Raw genomic sequence first — 16179 nt, forward strand, 5'->3', positions numbered from 1 at the left:
TTTTATCTCGGCAAATGCCGATATTGCAATTCGACGACCCATTGCCCGTTGCGTTTGATAACCCGTTGTTGAAAGGAGGCCCCGTGAACGCCTTTGACCGCTACGCCCCGTTTATCCAGGACTTCATCTACTCCCACGATTGGGAGAGCTTACGCTCTATCCAGGTTGCAGCAGCAGACGCCATCTTTAACACGCAAGACAACGTGCTCCTGACGGCATCCACAGCGTCCGGCAAAACCGAGGCGGCCTTCTTTCCCATCCTGACCGAGTTTTGGGAAAACCCGCCCACAAGCGTAGGCGCCCTCTACATTGGTCCCCTCAAAGCACTCATCAATGATCAGTTCGTCCGCCTCAACGACCTCTGCGAAGAGGCCGATATCCCCGTCTGGCACTGGCATGGCGACGTCTCGCAGTCGCACAAGGCAAAGCTCATTAAAAAGCCGAGCGGCATCTTGCAGATTACGCCCGAATCGCTCGAGGCGCTCCTGATCCATAAGCACATGGCGATCCCGCGCATGTTTTGCGACCTGCGCTATGTGGTCATCGACGAGGTTCACTCGCTTATGCGTGGCGACCGCGGCGGGCAGACGCTCTGCCTTATCGAGCGCCTCTCGCGCATGGCAGGTGTGCAGCCCCGACGCATTGGCCTTTCGGCTACCATCGGCGACCCCGAGCGCACGGGCGCCTTTCTCTCGCAGGGAACGGGACGCAGCTGCGTTATCCCCCGTTTTGAGGAACCGCGTCGCGTGTGGCGCATCTCCATGGAGCACTTCTACAACTCGGGCCCCCAGGCGCAGCAGCGAGGATTCGAGAGTGCTGGTCCCCAAGAGGCCGAGGTGCTTGCGTGCGAGCGCATCGAGGCGGCAGCGTCCACGGCACTGCCCGCCGGCACCCAAGACAGACGTCACAGCGGACAGCTCACGCAGGAGGAGCGCCGTCAGCGTCGCGAACAGGCACGGGGCAAGGTTACCTCCAGGGATCGTCGCACTTCCTCGGCCCCCGAGGGCGAAGTCGATATCCCGCGGGCGACCGAGCAGGCGCTTCTCAACCCCACCGACACCGCGCCCGAAAACGCCGACCCCGGCATGGGCTACATCTTTGAACATACGCGCGGCCGCAAGTGCCTGGTCTTTGCCAACTCGCGCGAGGAGGCAGAGGCCGTATGCTCCATGCTGCGCAGCTACTGCGAGAGCCGACACGAGCCCGACCGCTTTCTCATCCACCACGGCAATCTTTCGGCATCGCTGCGCGAGACCGCCGAGGAGCTGATGCGTGACGAGGAGCAGGCACAGACAACCGTCACCACCTCCACACTGGAGCTCGGCATCGATATCGGTCGTCTGGAGCGCGCGTTCCAGATCGATGCACCGTTTACCGTCAGCTCCTTTTTGCAGCGCATGGGCCGCACAGGACGCCGCGATCTTCCACCCGAGATGTGGTTTGTCATGCGCGAGGAAGAGCCCGAGCCGCGCACGATGATGCCCGAAACCATTCCGTGGAAGCTCCTGCAGGGCATCGCGCTCGTACAACTCTATCGTGAGAAAAAGTGGGTCGAGCCACCCGAGCTCGATCGACTCCCCTATAGCCTGCTCTATCACCAGACCATGTCGACACTTGCCAGCACCGGTGAGCTCACGCCGGCAGAACTTGCCCAGCGTGTGCTCACGCTCAGCTATTTTCACCGCATCTCGGCCGATGACTATCGCGTCTTGCTCCGTCACCTCATTACCATCGACCATATTCAGATCACCGAGGGCGGCGGGCTCATCGTGGGTCTCGCAGGCGAGCGCATCATTAACAACTTTAAGTTCTACGCCGTATTTCAGGAAAACGAGGAGTTCACCGTTCGCAGCGAGTCGGCCGAATTGGGCACGATCGTCAATCCGCCACCGCCCGGTGAGCGCATCGCCATCGCCGGACACTGCTGGATTGTCGAGGAAGTGGACTGGAAGCGTCATACCGTCTTTGCCACACAGGTCAAAGGTCGCGTGCCGGCCTACTTTGGCGACTGCCCCGGCGACATTAATACACACGTACTCGAGCGTATGCGCAAAGCGCTTAACGAGCACGCGGCATATCCGTACCTCATGGGTAACGCGAGAGCCCGCTTGGCGCAGGCTCGTCATACGGCCGAGATTTCGGGCGCAGGAACCAAGCCGCTCATCAACCTGGGCGGCGACACCTGGGCGTTCTTCCCCTGGCTGGGCAGCTATGCCTTTCTGGCGCTCGAGCGCATGCTCAAGATTAAATGTGCCGCTGAGCTGGGCCTTCGCGGACTCGACCCGTCGCGACCGTACTATATGCAGTTTAAGATGAAGGCCGACGAGGAGACGTTCTTTGAGGTGCTCGCCGCCGAGGCCGAGAAGGACTTCGATCCCATTGAGCTCGTCTATCCCGGCGAGGTGCCTTACTTTGATCGTTACGACGAATTTGTTCCTGAGGAACTCGTGCGCAAGGGCTTTGCCGAAGGCGTACTCGATATCGAGGGCATGAAGCAGCGCATCCGCAGCTGGACCAGCTAATTTGGGACGGGGCTCTTTTAGCTATCCCTGCCGTTAATCAGCCAAACCGTTCGCGTTACCTGCCGGGGTAGCTAAAAAGCCCAAAAAGACTGGTCGAAAGAGGCCCGCCCCGAATAGGCTAGTCGCGGAGGGCCGCGCCGAGGAAGTCGGCATCGAAGGGCACGGCTTCGGCAAAGGTGTAGTCACCGTCGCTGGCGATGAGCAGGTAGTTCTCCTCGCCGCCAAATTCCGCATCGCCGCAGGGAACCACCCAAGCATGCGCAAACACCTCGAGCGCCGTGGCAACGCAATCGCGCAGGAACGTCACATCGCTCCCCTCGTTTGCACTCACGATATTGGCAGCATAGATACCGCCGGGGTTCAGGCTGCCCCGCACCAAACGCAGCGCCTCAATCGTCGCCAGCTCGCGCACGGGTTCGGCACCGCCAAAGCAATCGCTCACGACGACATCGTAGCGACGATGCCCCACGCTCGTCACGCCCAGATACGAGCGAGCCTCGGCGGTAATCACCCGCAAGCGGTCTCCCACCGTGCGCTCCAGCTCGTCCAGATAGAACCAACGACGTGCTAGACGCGTAATCTCGGCGTCGTACTCAATGACGTCCATGCGCAAGTTCTCGTGCGACATCAGCGCAAACTTGGGATAGGCAAACCCGCCGCCGCCCAGCATAAGCATGCGGTCGATGCCATGACTACAAGCATCGCGCATGGCATCCTCGGCCTCAAACACATCGTCAAACGCACGATAGTACACAAAGACGGGCTCTGCCCAACGCTCGCCAACATAGGTCGCGCTTTGGTACACGCCGCCTTGCACCAACACGCGGACTTCGTCGCCGTTCTCATCGTGCACGCGCTTCACGCGCGCCAGCCCATTGCGGGTCCTCGCGACCTGCAGACAGGCAGCGCGAACAGCAACGGCGGCCGCACCGAGCGCCGCGGCTCCCAGGGCAACGCCGGCAACGACACCGGCAGAAACACTCGGCTTGTTCATCTAGAGCTCCTTTTGCAGATAGAGTCCATGATCATAAAAACCCAAATGGCGATAGTACTCACGCGTGCCAATCGCGCTAATCACGTTGATGCGCGCATAGCCCGCATCCCGAGCAATTTCGCACGCGCGCTCCACCAGCGAGCGCCCCAATCCATGATGCTGAGCCGCCTGGCCTTGATCGCCCACGCGCGCGGCCATACCATACACGTGTACCTCACGAATCATCGCCTCGTCCGGCGTCGTCGGCAACTCGTCCGCATGCGCGGCAACAAATGCGCGGTCGGGCAGCGACAAGCGCAAAAAGCCCGCGATCTTGCCCTGCGGCGTTACCCACTGCAAAAAGCGCTCATGCGTCACCGGCGTCTCGTACGCCACCTCCTCGTTAAGGGTCAACTCGCCCAGGTCGGCGCCCGCCGTGCTAATCTCGCGATACCGAATCTCGCGCACCTTGGCGCCCTTGCCCTGCGCCGCCAGGCGATTCTCGACCAGCTGGCGAAGGTTGGGCTTCTTGTTGCCCACCATAATGTCGTCGGAACTAAAGTCGCGAATCATACGGCTAATGCGGCAGAACGCCGGCGTCACCACGATGTCATCGGCCAACACATCGAGCAGCTCGTCCTCGGTATAGGGGCGCCACTCGCCACGCTCATAGCAGCCCACCAGACGCGAGCCCTCGATGAGCGCACACGGGTAGACCTTGACCTCGTCGGGCATAAAGGCCCCTTCGGTCATAAAGCGCTCGTAGTCGCGCTTGTCCCCCGCGGACGTGGCGCCCAGCAAGTTAAGCATAAAATGTGCGTGGATCTTAAAGCCAAACAGGCGCGCGAGCGAAAACGCCCGATCGATCTGCGCCACCGAAATGCGACGCTCGTTGATATCGAGCAGGTGCTGGTCGAGACTCTGGATGCCCATCTGAATCTTGGTGCAGCCCAGACGGCGGATGAGCGTGAGCGCCTGCGGCGTCACGGCATCGGGGCGCGTCTCGATAACGAGCCCCACCACGCGATGCTTCGCCGTCTCGTTGATGCGCTGCTGGCGCTCAAGCTCCTCCATTGTTGCCGTCTGCCACTCGGCAACCCGGCCCCACGGCGTGCCGGGGCCATAGAGCTTTCGCACCGCGCGGTTATAGCCACCCACGGCAGCATCCACACGCCCTTGCTCGCCGGCAACGCCGGCGGCAAGCTCAGCCTCATCGGTCGCAATGCCGGCAGTCCTATAGCGCTCGCGACGCACCGCCACCACCGGCGGCAGGGCATCGGCGGGAGCGTCATCGAGCAGGCGCCCCGCCTCGGCACGGCTGATGCCCGGACGCGCCAACATGGGGTTGGCTGCCACGCCGGCCACGGCATCGTCATTGAGCGCACGGAAAAGCTCCGACACAAACCATGTTTGATACCCTTGCGGATAGTCGCTCCAAGTACCGCCAAGTACGATGAGCTCGATCTTGTCGGTCGCATGCCCCATTTGCGAAAGCGCGGTCAGACGAGCGCTCACCTGCAGATACGGATCAAAGCAGTTTTGCTCCGCACGGGCGCACGCCGGCTCGGCGTGCAGATAGCTTTTGGGCATGCGCAGGTCGTTGGGGCAAAACAGGCAATCGCCCGAGCACGGCCAGGGCTTGGTGATGACAGTAATGGTCGCCACGCCCGAAGCCGTGCGGCGCGGCTTCATACGCAACACCTGCAGCAGTTGACGCTCAAGCCTGGCGTCGATGTTCCACCCAGCCCAACGAGCCGGCTCTTCACGTTTTACCCGCTGGTAGAACGGCAACAGACGGCGCTTGGCCAAATCGCGTTTGTCGGCACCCTCACGGCGCGCCTCGGCATGTATCAGTTTGACGAGCGCTTTGTCGTCCACGGTCTCGCCGCGACGCAGAGCCTCGAGTATGTTCAAGATAATCTGTTCCATGCCCCCCATTGTAAAGGCAAAGGCGCCGAAGCCGACCACGGCCCCGGCGCCTTCATCAAACAGCGCGTCTATGCTTACGGGTTTTCGAAAAGCGCCCGTTACTCCGAATCAAACGACACGTCGCCCGAGCCGATCTCAAAACGATACGTGGCGGACTTATCGCCATTGTCGAACTCAGAATTCAATATGGTCTCGCCATCGTAGCCAAGCGGAAGGAAATCACTCTCGAAGTCGCCACTGCCCAGGGTAAGGCTCGCCTTAAAGCCCGTAGAGTTCGGAACCGTTATCTCTACATCGCCCGAGCCCACGGTAACGTCCATCGAGCTCGCGGGGGCCTGGTAGAGCTCGAACGTCGCATCGCCCGAACCAACCTCGGCATTCAGGGTATCGGTCACGGCGCCCGTAAACTCGACGTCTCCCGAATTCAACGTTATATCCAGATCATGGCACGCAATGTCCGCGACCGTCAGGTCGCCTGATCCTACATTCGCCGTAATGCCCACCAAGTTATCCGCAACATCTCGCGGCAGCTCAATGGTAATTGTGCGGTCAATCGCGCGCTTATCATCGTAGTAGAGCTGACTGATCTTGAGCGTAGAGCCCTTGACCTCAGCAAGGTTCCGGGTAGCCGCATCAGAAGCAGACGTCCCCTTCGCAACGCGGCCGCTTTCGATAACACGCACCGGGCCGCCGGTGACGTGTTTGACCTCGACCGTGCCCGACGTCACGTCCAAGTCAAGCGATGTGAACGCGTCGGCATCAAACGTTTCGCTCGAAAGTTGTTGAGGCCGAGCGGAATAGTTACCGCTATCCAAGAGATCATCGTCGTCAAACATATCGTCAAAATCAGACAAATTGCCAGATAGAATACCGGTCGTACGCACCATATCGGAATGAGCCAATAGCCGCGAAATGCCAAAGACAAGCCCGATGATGAGCACAAACGCTCCGATGCCAACGCCCAAGCGCACCTTGGATTCATGCGAAAGCTTCATCATTCATCACCCTCTTTGGTACTCGTCTCAGCGGAGGTTGTAGCAGCCGCGTCAGCATCAACCGCAGGGAAATCATCCTGAGCCTTGGCTGCCACCGGCGCCGGACCAACCTGAATATCCCCGCGCGCCCAATCACCATCGAGCGCACGCGCCACCCAGTGATAGATGGGAATCGTAAAGAAGATCAGCGCGGCAAAGGGACCGGCGCCAAACAGGAACATCAGCAGAAAGAACAGCATCCAGCACACAGCCCAATACGGGAACGACTGGAACGGTCCTTTCACCGGAGTCGGATTGACCGCACCGGCGTTCGTCGCTTGCGCCGTCGCGGCGTTAGCCGCCTGCGCGCTCCAGCTTGCAGCCTGCGCCGCCTTAGCCGCGGCATCACTCGCCTGCGTTGCGGCCTCGGTAGCGCGTGCCGCCGCCTCGTGGGTACGGGCTCGCTCCGCCGCCTCGGCCTCGCGCTGGCGGGCGCGGTCCTCATTCTCAAACTCGATATCGTCCTCGATCTCGTCGCTCGGATTGAGCAGCTCGTCCAGACTCACACCATAGAGCTTGGCGAGCGAGATCAGGTTCTCGGTATCGGGCGAGCTCTCCGCGCGCTCCCATTTACTGACCGCCTGGCGCGACAGTCCCAGCTTTCGCGCCAATCCCTCTTGGCTAAAGCCCTTGCTGCGGCGAAGGTCGGCGAGCCGCTGCGCAGTTTCTACATTCATGGTTCCTCCTATGCGATGCCAGCCGTGCCGCCGGACCGTTTTTTCTTAAGGCGCCTTGCACAGTTAAAAATCTATCCGCCACCGCCAAAAGCATGCCACCTATTCTAGTGAGATTTTTGACAACCGACGGTTGCGGGCACATATGAGCTGCGAAAATGCGTCCAAACAAAGCAATGACCCGCAGCTCGGTTGTCCCCGTTGCGGCGTTAACGGTAGTATGGTCGTACTGTTTATTCCGCACCGCCAACGGAGGGAGTTCCGCGCCGTGAACCGCGATTTCGCCTCATCGCTCATCCAGCTCAACAATACGTTCTATCGCGAGCACTCCGCCTCTTTTTCCGATACGCGCCAGGCCCCGTGGCCCGGCTGGGTGCGCACCATGGACATCGCGCTCGGGCAGCTCGACGTCGCCACGATCGAGCATCCCGTCCGCGTCTTCGATCTCGCCTGCGGCAATATGCGATTCGAGAACTTTGCCGCCGGCGGCACACTTGCCGCCAAAGGCGTCGACGGCACGAGTCCCTCGGCAGACGCCAGCTGCCCGCTTGAGTTCTATGGCGTCGACTCGTGCCAAGACCTGGCCATCGATGCTCATGGCCACGCCCTGCGCATCCCCAACCTGCACTTCCAGGAACTCGACGTGCTCGATGCCCTCATGAAGCTCAACCCCGCCGAGACACCCGACGCGCTTTTCGACGCCCCGCTCGCCGACATCTCGGTCTGCTTTGGCTTTATGCACCACGTGCCGTCGTGCGAGTATCGCGTGCGCGTGCTCGACGCCCTGGTGCGCCAGACGCGCCCGGGCGGCATCATTGCCATCAGCTTTTGGGAGTTTATGAACGACGAGCGTATGGCACGCAAAGCCGTTCGCGCCGAGGCCCGCGCCGAGCTCACCCCGCCGTTTGAGGGCTACGATTCCACGCAGTTCGAAGCCGGCGATCACCTCATTGGATGGCAAAATGACCGCCATGCCTACCGCTATTGCCATCACTTTGACGATCAGCAGATCACCGACCTGGTGCGCGGCGTTCGTACGTTCTACAAGAGTGGCGAGGTTCCCGTACGCGAGCTCGAGCGTTTCCACGCCGACGGTCGCAGCGGCGAGCTCAACCGCTATGTGATCCTCAAGCGCCTGTAGGCATCGGCGACCCGCCGCCGAGTCGCGCCGCAACTTCCGGGCAAACCATGCCCACCTTTTCCAGCCCGTTGACCGAACGCGCAGTCATGCGTTCCATGCGTATAACCAAGGAGCCTCATGGGAGCCGTCCACGTTCGCACGCCTAAGAACTTTGTGCTCGAAGAGCGCCTGGAGCGCTACGCCGATGCGATTGAGACGAACCCCGAGGCCTATGCCGGGAATTGGCGCGAAGCCTGCGCGCCAGCCGGCGGCCTGTCCTTTACCCGCCTTCATCTGGATCTAGGCTGCGGCAAAGGCACCTATCTGGTTGAGCGAGCTCGCCGTGAACGCGACACGCTCTTTGTCGGTATGGACCAGGAGCCCATCTGCATCGCCTATGCCGCACAGAAAATCTGCGAGCAGGGGCTGCCCAACGCGCTCGTACTCCCGCGCGGAGCTGCAGCGTTGCCCGCGCTGTTTGCCGCAGGCGAGCTCGATGCCATCACCATCAACTTTCCCACGCCGCAGCCCAAAGCCAAGTACGCCAAAAAGCGGCTCGTCCATGTCGACCATCTGATGCTCTACCGCCCGCTCCTTGCAGCCGGCGCCACCGTCACGCTGCGCACCGACAGTAAACCATTGCGCGACTACGCCCTGGGGCAGTTTGCCGCGGCAGGCTACGACACGCGTTGGATAAGTGACGACGTCCGCCGCGACCATCCCGAGTATCCCGAGACCGAATATGAGTGCCGTACGCGCGAGATGGGTGCCGCTGTCTACGGCATTTGCGCCACACCCGGCGCACAGCCCGGTGACGATGAGCTCACGGCGGGGCGCATGCAGGAGCAAAGTCTTGCCTGCTACCTGCCCGACGACCTTAATGAGCTCACGTACGTGCCCCTGGGCATGGAAGAGGCCGTCGAGAATTTTAAAAACCGCGCCCGCAAGGGCAAGAAGCGCCTGCCGCAAGAGTCCTAGGGGCTTTTGGCAGTCGCGGCGCCGGTAGCCAAACGCAAATAGGCGCCGACGAACGACCCTCAAACCTAAGTGAGTAGACTTTTTGGCAATAGCCAAGCACGACCCGTATGGCGAAAACTAAAATCGCAGGTAGAGCCCTTGCGTAAAATTCGCGTGCTCGCGATATCGCAAAAAGTCTACTCACTTAGTTAGCGGCCGCCCCAAACAGCTGGGCAGAACGCCCATTTCCTGCATTTTCTTGCCTGCGAACGCATCGATGCGACGCTACGCCATAATAGTTGGCGGACAAACGCGAGAGAAAGCAACCACATGGCACAGACCACGACAGATACCGCCGCCAGCACCGTCTCCGGCGCCGGCGCTGCCAGCTCATTCTCGGGCGGCACGGGAACCGAGGCAGAGTTCGGCTCGCTCGGCGCGCTCTCCCCCACTTGGTGGGAGCCCGAGGATGGCAGCGAGCCCGAACCGTGGCTCACGCCCGATCAGGCCTTCGAGCGCTTCTTTGAATGGACGAGCGACCGCGGCATTGAGCTGTGGGACCACCAAGAAGAGGCCCTCATGGACCTGGCCGCCGGCGATCACGTCATCTTAGGCACGCCGACCGGATCGGGTAAATCGCTCGTCGCGCTGGGCATGCTTTTTATGGGCATGGCGCAGGGCAAACGCTGTTATTACACGGCCCCTATCAAGGCCTTGGTCAGCGAAAAGTTCTTCGACCTGGTACAGGTGCTCGGCCGCGATAACGTCGGTATGATCACCGGCGACACGCACATCAACACCAAGGCGCCCGTCATCTGCTGCACGGCAGAGATCCTTGCTAACGACGCACTGCGCGAGGGCGAAGATGCCGACGTGGGCTGCGTCGCCATGGACGAGTTCCACTATTTTGCCGACCCCGATCGCGGTTGGGCCTGGCAGGTACCGCTGCTCACCCTGCCCCACACGCAGTTTATGCTCATGAGCGCCACGCTCGGCGATGTCACCGCCATCGCCGCCTCACTCGAGGAGCACACCGGCGCTGCCTGCGACTTGGTCGTCGATGCACCACGCCCTGTTCCGCTGAGCTACGACTATGTGACGACCTCCCTCGAGGGTACGGTCGAGCTCGCCATGCGCCGTGGCGAAGCCCCACTCTATATCGTGCACTTTAGCCAGGATGCCGCACTTGCAACGGCGCAGTCACTCGCCAACTTTGGTATTGCCAGCAAGGAGCAGCGCGAGGCCATCAAGGAGGCGGCCAAGGGCACGAGCTTCTCCACGGCCTTTGGCAAGATTCTCAAGCGCCTGCTCGGATGCGGCGTCGGCGTGCACCATGCCGGCATGCTGCCGCGCTATCGCCTGCTGGTCGAGCGCTTGGCGCAGCAGGGCCTACTGCCCGTCATCTGCGGTACCGATACGCTCGGCGTCGGCATCAACGTACCCATCCACACCGTGGTGCTCACCGCACTCACCAAGTTCGATGGCTACAAGATGCGTCGCCTGCGTGCCCGCGAGTTCCACCAGATTGCCGGTCGCGCCGGCCGCTCGGGCTTCGATACCGAGGGCATGGTGATTGCCGAGGCACCTGAGCACGAGATTGAAAACGCCAAGCTCATGGCAAAGGCGGGCGACGATCCCAAGAAGCTTCGCAAGATTAAAAAGAAGAAGGCGCCCGAGGGCTTTGTCACCTGGAACAAGCAGACCTTTGAGCGCCTGATCGAGACGCAGCCCGAGACACTCAAGCCGCGCCTGCGCATCACGCACTCTATGGTGATTAGCGTAGTCGAGCAGGACGGCGACGCCCGCGCCCGCGTGCACGACCTTATCGAGACAAGCTTGCAGACCCCCGAGGAAAAGGCCAAGCTCGAGGTTCGCGCCGACGAAATCTTCGCCACGCTCATCGATTCCGGCGTCGTCGTGCGTACCGAGGTGCCGCCCGCACCCAACGCCCCGGCCGACGCCACGCCAGACATCGACTATGCGCTGACGGTCGATCTACCCGAGGACTTCGCGCTCGATCAACCGCTCTCGCCATTTTTGCTTGCCGCGCTGGAGCTGCTCGACCCCGAGAGCGAGACCTATACCATGGATCTCATCAGCATGGTCGAGGCCACACTCGAAGACCCTAAGCAGGTGCTCCGCGCCCAGGAGCGTGCCGCGCGCGACCGCGCTATGGCCGAGATGAAGGCCGACGGCGTCGAATATGAGGAACGCCTAGAGCGCATTCAGGACGTCACGTACGAAAAGCCGCTCGAGGAGCTGCTCGATGCCGCCTTTGACAAGTACTGCCAGGAAGTGCCCTGGGCAAACGACTACCAGCTCTCGCCCAAGAGCGTCCTGCGCGACATGTTGGAGAGCGCGAGCGACTTTAAGGGCTATATCCAAAAGCTCGGAATCGCCCGCTCCGAGGGCATCTTGCTGCGCTACCTGGCAGAGGCCTACCGTTCGCTCGACCGCACCGTACCCATCGAGAAGCGCGACGAGTGCCTGCGCGACATTATCTCGTGGTTGGGCTTTGTGGTGCGTTCGGTGGACTCGAGCCTGGTGGACGAGTGGGAGAACGCCGGCAACCCCGCCGCACTCGACGCCGCACCGCCGCAGGGCATCGACGAAGTCGTAGCCGACCGCCGCGGCTGCACGCTGCTGGTGCGCAACGCGCTCTTCCGCCGCGTAACCCTTGCCGCCCGCGAGCATACGAGCGACCTAGGCGAGCTCGACGAGGACTGGGGCATGAGCGAAATCCGTTGGCAAAAAGCGCTCAATGCCTACCATGAGCAGCACGAGGAGATTCTCACCAACGGCGACGCGCGCAGCTCCGCCATGTTCTCGATCGACGAGTCCGACGAGAAGGCACTCCACGTGTGGCACGTGCACCAGATCTTTGCCGACGAGGACGGCGACCACGACTTTGGCATCATGGGCGATGTCGACCTGGATGCCACGCAAGACGGCGGCGAGGTTATTTTCAAGAACTACCGTGTCGGCTTTATCGAGGATTTGCTCGAGGACTAGCCGTACATACTGGAACGAAATGAAGCGGGGCCGCTGGCAACATCGCCAGCGGCCCCGCTTTTGCATTATACGTTATGCCTTACTCGGCATCCTCGACCTCATACGAATCGGCATCGGCGGGCTCATCAACCGTGTCCGCCGCCACCTCACGCACCTCGTCAAACGCTGTCTTCATGGTCTTGTTGCCCCATGTGAGCTTGCGAATGGTAAGCTCATCGGCCTTGTTGTGGGCCAAGCGTAGGTTCTCGGTGCTGCGGCGCAAGTCGTCCTTGGTCTTCTCGAGCTGCTTAATGGCGGCATCGATCTCCTTGATTGCCGACTCGAATTGCTTGCTCGCCAGGTTGTAGTTGCGCGAGAAGCCATCCTTGAACTTCTCCATCTTGGCTTCGAAGTTCGTGACATCGATATTCTGCTGTTTGTACTCCGCCAGTTCCTGCTTATAGCGAAGCGAACCCATAGCGGCGTTGCGCAGCAGCGTAATCATGGGAATGAAAAACTGTGGGCGGATCACGTACATCTTCTCGTAGCGATAGCTCACGTCCACGATTCCTGCGTTATAAAGCTCGCTCTCGGGCTCGAGCAACGTGCAGAGCACCGCGTACTCACAGCCTTTCTGGCGACGATCGTGGTCGAGCTTCTTAAAGAAGTCCTCGTTCTTATGCTTGGTCGCGGTCTCGTCGTTCTCGTTTTTCATCTCGAACATAATCGAAATGATCTCGTTGCCGCTCGCGTCACACTCACGGAAGATAAAGTCGCCCTTGGTGCCCTCGGACGCATCGTTGTCTTTCTCGAAGTACGCGTTGGGAAACGCCGTCATGCGTAGGCGGTTAAACTCGGTCTCGCAGTGCTGCTCGAGCGACTCGCCCACCATCTTGGTGGACAGGCGGACCTTCATGTCCTTAAGGCGCTCAATCTCTTCATCCTTATAGCGAATCAGTTCCTCGTTCGCGCGCTTGGTCTGCGCAAGTTCGAGCTCGTGTGCCGCCTTGGCCTGCTCCTCGCGCGAATCGCGCACCGCCAGCTCGCTCGTCAGCTTGGCACGCGCCTCGTCGCGCTCTCGCTCCGCCGCGGCAACCGCCTCCGACAGGTTCATTTTTGCTGTCAGCTCCTGCTCGCGCAGCTGGGCGCGCAGGCCCTCAGCCTCCTGCTCAGACTGAGCCTTTGCGGCGGAAAACTTCTCCTGCACCTTCGCCTGATAGTCAGCAAATGTGCGTTCAGCCTCGCTGCGAGCAGCATCAAGCGCGCGCTGCGACTCGGCCGCGGCCGCGGCAAGCGCCATCTCCTGGGCCTTGTCCGCCGCGGCAAGCTTGGCCTGCAGCTCGGCAATCTGCGCATCGCGTGCGGCCAGATCGCTTTGAGCAGCGTTACGCACCGCCGACTCGGCAAGCTTGGCTTCGTCATCCTTACGTCCCAGCTGTGCGCGCAAGCTGTCGATTTCGCGCTGGAGCTCGGCGTTCTCCTTTTGAGCATCGGCGCGGGCCTCTACCGCCGCGCGCTGGCTTGCGCTCTCGCGCTCTGCAGCAGCGCCCTCGAGCTTGGCGCGCAGCTCGGCAAGTTCGGCATCGCGCTTGGCGACCTCTTGCGCCAGCTGTTGAGCTGCGGCATTCTTCTGCTCGACAAGCTGGGCGTTACGTTGGGACTCCGCCTTTTGCAAAGCGGCCGCCGAACGCGAGCGCTCAAGCTCCAGCGCCCGCTCGCCCTCGCGCTGGACCGCCTTCACACGCTCATCCAGGTCGTGCGAGAACTCGGTATCGCGCACCTGCTTGACGATATCCGCATAGCCGGACGCATCGACCTTAAAAACTTCGCCGCAATGCGGGCACTTAATCTCGTTCATGGCAGCTCCTCGATGGACGCAAATATCAACCGCATACACTCTACCGCGCTGCACGGACAAAAAAGACGCCGCCGCCATAATGGCAACGGCGCCAAAACCACCACAAAGGTGTCTGTCCCCTTTGTGGTGGTTCGAGAATTACAGCCCAAAAAAGTCTAGGATCTGGTCGCGGCTTACGGGCTTGTAGCCATTAGCGTCAAGTCCCACGTCATAGCGCAGAACCGGGCGCTCGCGATCGCGGTTGCGGACGTTGGCACGGTCTCCCCTGCTGTGAATGTGCCCGTGCAGCATGATGGCACCGCGCGCCTTGCCATTCCAGCTGAGCATGGGGTAGTGGCTCATCACCAGACGATGGCCCTTGGCGTAACCGGGAGCGACCTCCAGATAATCGCGCACTTCATCCCAAATATGCGGCGCGTCCGGATCTTCCCAATCGCCGTCATGGTTGCCACGAATGAGCGCCACGTTCTTGCATTCGATACGCTCGCGCAGGCGCACCGCCTCCGCCAGGGGCAAACGATAGGTAAAGTCACCCAGAATATAGAGGCGGTCATCCGCAGCAACACACTCATTGATGGCATCGATGACCTTGCGGTTCATCTCCTCGATCGAACCAAACGGTCGATCCATGTCGTGCAAGATATTCGTATCACCCAGGTGCAGGTCGGCGGTAAACCACATCATCGTCTACGTCCTCATTTCGCAATGCCTATAAGACCTGTTTAGTATACAGACGCAGCGATGCAACAGTTACCCAAAGAGCCCGCCGAACAGACCCCGGCGACGTTTGTCTTGCTTTTTCGAAGCGTCGCCCTGGGCTTTCTTGTCCTGCCGCTTTTTACGGTCCTGCCCCAGCTCGTCATCATCGAGCAGCAGATCCCACTCAAACGGATCGTCTGTCAGATCGAACAGTTCGTCATCATCAAACATGACCGCCTCCATTGCCGGTTAGCGAGCGTCCACCACATAGTTGAGAAGTCTACGGGCCCGTGCGGACACAAATTCATCCTGTCTGCATCCTTCAATCGTTTGCCGCAACGCTTGCGCGACAGAGCGCTTGCAGATAAGATGGGAACACGGATGGCACCCGTTGCCGCGGGTCTTGCCAACTCCGATACACGTTTTCATCGTGAGAAGTGGCCGTCTTCGCTTACGCGGGGCGGCCACTTTGTTTATTCCTATGCCATCGACTCTAATGCACAAAAAGGCACGCATGACACGTTGCCCTGACTCTATTGCGCCGCATGGAAAAAAAGGCGCCGCCGCCATAATGGCAACGGCGCCAAAACCGCCACAAAGGTGCCTGTCCCCTTTGTGGCGGCTTGGGTCCTTACAGGTCGCGGTAGTCGATCAGGCGAAGATCGGGTTGAGACTCAAGCCAAGCGCGAAGCCCGGGATCGATCAGAGCATCGACTTCCTTGGTGCGATCGGTCGTAAGCGAGCTGTTCTCGAGGATAAAGCGGTCGAGATAACCCGGATGGCAGACAAAGATCACCGTCTCACCTTCTACCATCTCGCGGACCGTCTGCATGATTGCCTCTTTGGGTTCGTAGCCCGGCTCCATCGAGCGCATCACCATGCGCAGGTCGGCATCTCCGCAATGCACCACTGCCACAGGGTCGAAGCTCGCCTTTTGCTCCTTAAGACCCAGTTCCTGGGCAACCGCCGAGATAGCTCGGTTAAGATTTTTGCTCATGACGGCATGGGCCTCAAAGTAATCGGGCTCGCGACCCACGATCTCGACAAAGCGGTCATGCTGCGCGCGGATCTCGATGCAGGCCTCGTCGAAGTCTATCAACTCCTCACCGCGCTTAAAATGCTCACGGAAGGTACGGCTGCTATGGAATTCACCGTTCTCGTTGAGCATGCTCGGAATGAGCGCCGGGTCGGCACACGGCTTACCCAGACACACGTTGGTATGCTGGCCCACTGCAACACCGGCGTCTGCCACGAGCGACCAGCCACGTTCGGCCTCGGGCATATTGGGCATAAGGCCTACCGAGCGCACCAGACCCTCGTTGACGCTGCGGGCGATTCCCAGGTCAACGGCATACGAATACCCAATGTCATCGGCACGGATTAAAAGCCGTTTCATAACAACTCCCCCAATCTATGGAAAAC

12 protein-coding genes are annotated in these 16179 nt (G+C 60.7%); 4 read left to right on the top strand and 8 right to left on the bottom strand.

The features are described from left to right. The first annotated feature begins 83 nt into the window (after nt 1-83). Nucleotides 84-2522: a DEAD/DEAH box helicase gene (locus DXC90_RS01905; RefSeq protein WP_117734523.1), complete on the top strand. Its 2439-nt coding sequence runs from the start codon at nt 84-86 to the stop codon at nt 2520-2522. A gap of 118 nt (nt 2523-2640) precedes the next feature. On the opposite strand, the gene DXC90_RS01910 is transcribed toward DXC90_RS01905, so the two are convergent. From DXC90_RS01910 to DXC90_RS01925, 4 genes are all read right to left on the bottom strand, one after another. After that, nucleotides 2641-3516 carry a spermidine synthase gene (locus DXC90_RS01910; protein WP_117734524.1) on the bottom strand — a complete coding sequence of 292 codons (876 nt, stop codon included), beginning with the start codon at nt 3514-3516 and terminating at the stop codon, nt 2641-2643. Next, the gene (locus tag DXC90_RS01915) at nt 3517-5424 is read right to left on the bottom strand and encodes an elongator complex protein 3 (protein ID WP_117734732.1); all 1908 of its coding nucleotides are present in this window, start codon (nt 5422-5424) and stop codon (nt 3517-3519) included. 98 nt (nt 5425-5522) lie between these two features. Further along, nucleotides 5523-6422, bottom strand: a complete 900-nt coding sequence (locus DXC90_RS01920; RefSeq protein ID WP_117734525.1) for a DUF4097 family beta strand repeat-containing protein — start codon at nt 6420-6422, stop codon at nt 5523-5525. Continuing rightward, nucleotides 6419-7135 (bottom strand): helix-turn-helix domain-containing protein, encoded by a 717-nt coding sequence (locus DXC90_RS01925; RefSeq protein ID WP_117734526.1) that lies wholly within the window; start codon nt 7133-7135, stop codon nt 6419-6421. Before DXC90_RS01925 ends, DXC90_RS01920 begins: the two co-directional genes overlap by 4 nt. A gap of 265 nt (nt 7136-7400) precedes the next feature. Between DXC90_RS01925 and DXC90_RS01930 the strand changes: the two genes are divergently transcribed. The 3 genes from DXC90_RS01930 to DXC90_RS01940 all read left to right on the top strand — a co-directional run bounded on the left by DXC90_RS01930 (nt 7401) and on the right by DXC90_RS01940 (nt 12221). Then, a complete protein-coding gene (locus tag DXC90_RS01930; RefSeq protein ID WP_117734527.1) occupies nt 7401-8273 on the top strand; it encodes a class I SAM-dependent methyltransferase in 873 nt (290 codons plus the stop codon). A 117-nt stretch (nt 8274-8390) separates the two neighbouring features. Then, nucleotides 8391-9230, top strand: coding sequence for a tRNA (guanosine(46)-N(7))-methyltransferase TrmB (locus DXC90_RS01935; RefSeq protein WP_117734528.1), 840 nt, complete (start codon nt 8391-8393; stop codon nt 9228-9230). Nucleotides 9231-9539: 309 nt separating this feature from the next. Continuing rightward, nucleotides 9540-12221: an RNA helicase gene (locus DXC90_RS01940; protein ID WP_117734529.1), complete on the top strand. Its 2682-nt coding sequence runs from the start codon at nt 9540-9542 to the stop codon at nt 12219-12221. 79 nt (nt 12222-12300) lie between these two features. On the opposite strand, the gene DXC90_RS01945 is transcribed toward DXC90_RS01940, so the two are convergent. The 4 genes from DXC90_RS01945 to DXC90_RS01955 form a co-directional block, all read right to left on the bottom strand. After that, nucleotides 12301-14058, bottom strand: a complete 1758-nt coding sequence (locus tag DXC90_RS01945) for a DUF2130 domain-containing protein (protein WP_117734530.1) — start codon at nt 14056-14058, stop codon at nt 12301-12303. 138 nt (nt 14059-14196) lie between these two features. Continuing rightward, nucleotides 14197-14742, bottom strand: a complete 546-nt coding sequence (locus DXC90_RS01950; RefSeq protein WP_117734531.1) for a metallophosphoesterase — start codon at nt 14740-14742, stop codon at nt 14197-14199. 66 nt (nt 14743-14808) lie between these two features. After that, nucleotides 14809-14988 (bottom strand): hypothetical protein, encoded by a 180-nt coding sequence (locus DXC90_RS09485; protein WP_158550198.1) that lies wholly within the window; start codon nt 14986-14988, stop codon nt 14809-14811. A 400-nt stretch (nt 14989-15388) separates the two neighbouring features. Further along, nucleotides 15389-16153, bottom strand: coding sequence for a ChbG/HpnK family deacetylase (locus DXC90_RS01955; protein WP_117734532.1), 765 nt, complete (start codon nt 16151-16153; stop codon nt 15389-15391). Nucleotides 16154-16179 lie beyond the last annotated feature (26 nt).

Origin of the sequence: Collinsella sp. TF09-1AT (genome assembly GCF_003436895.1) — a bacterium.
GTDB lineage: Bacteria > Actinomycetota > Coriobacteriia > Coriobacteriales > Coriobacteriaceae > Collinsella.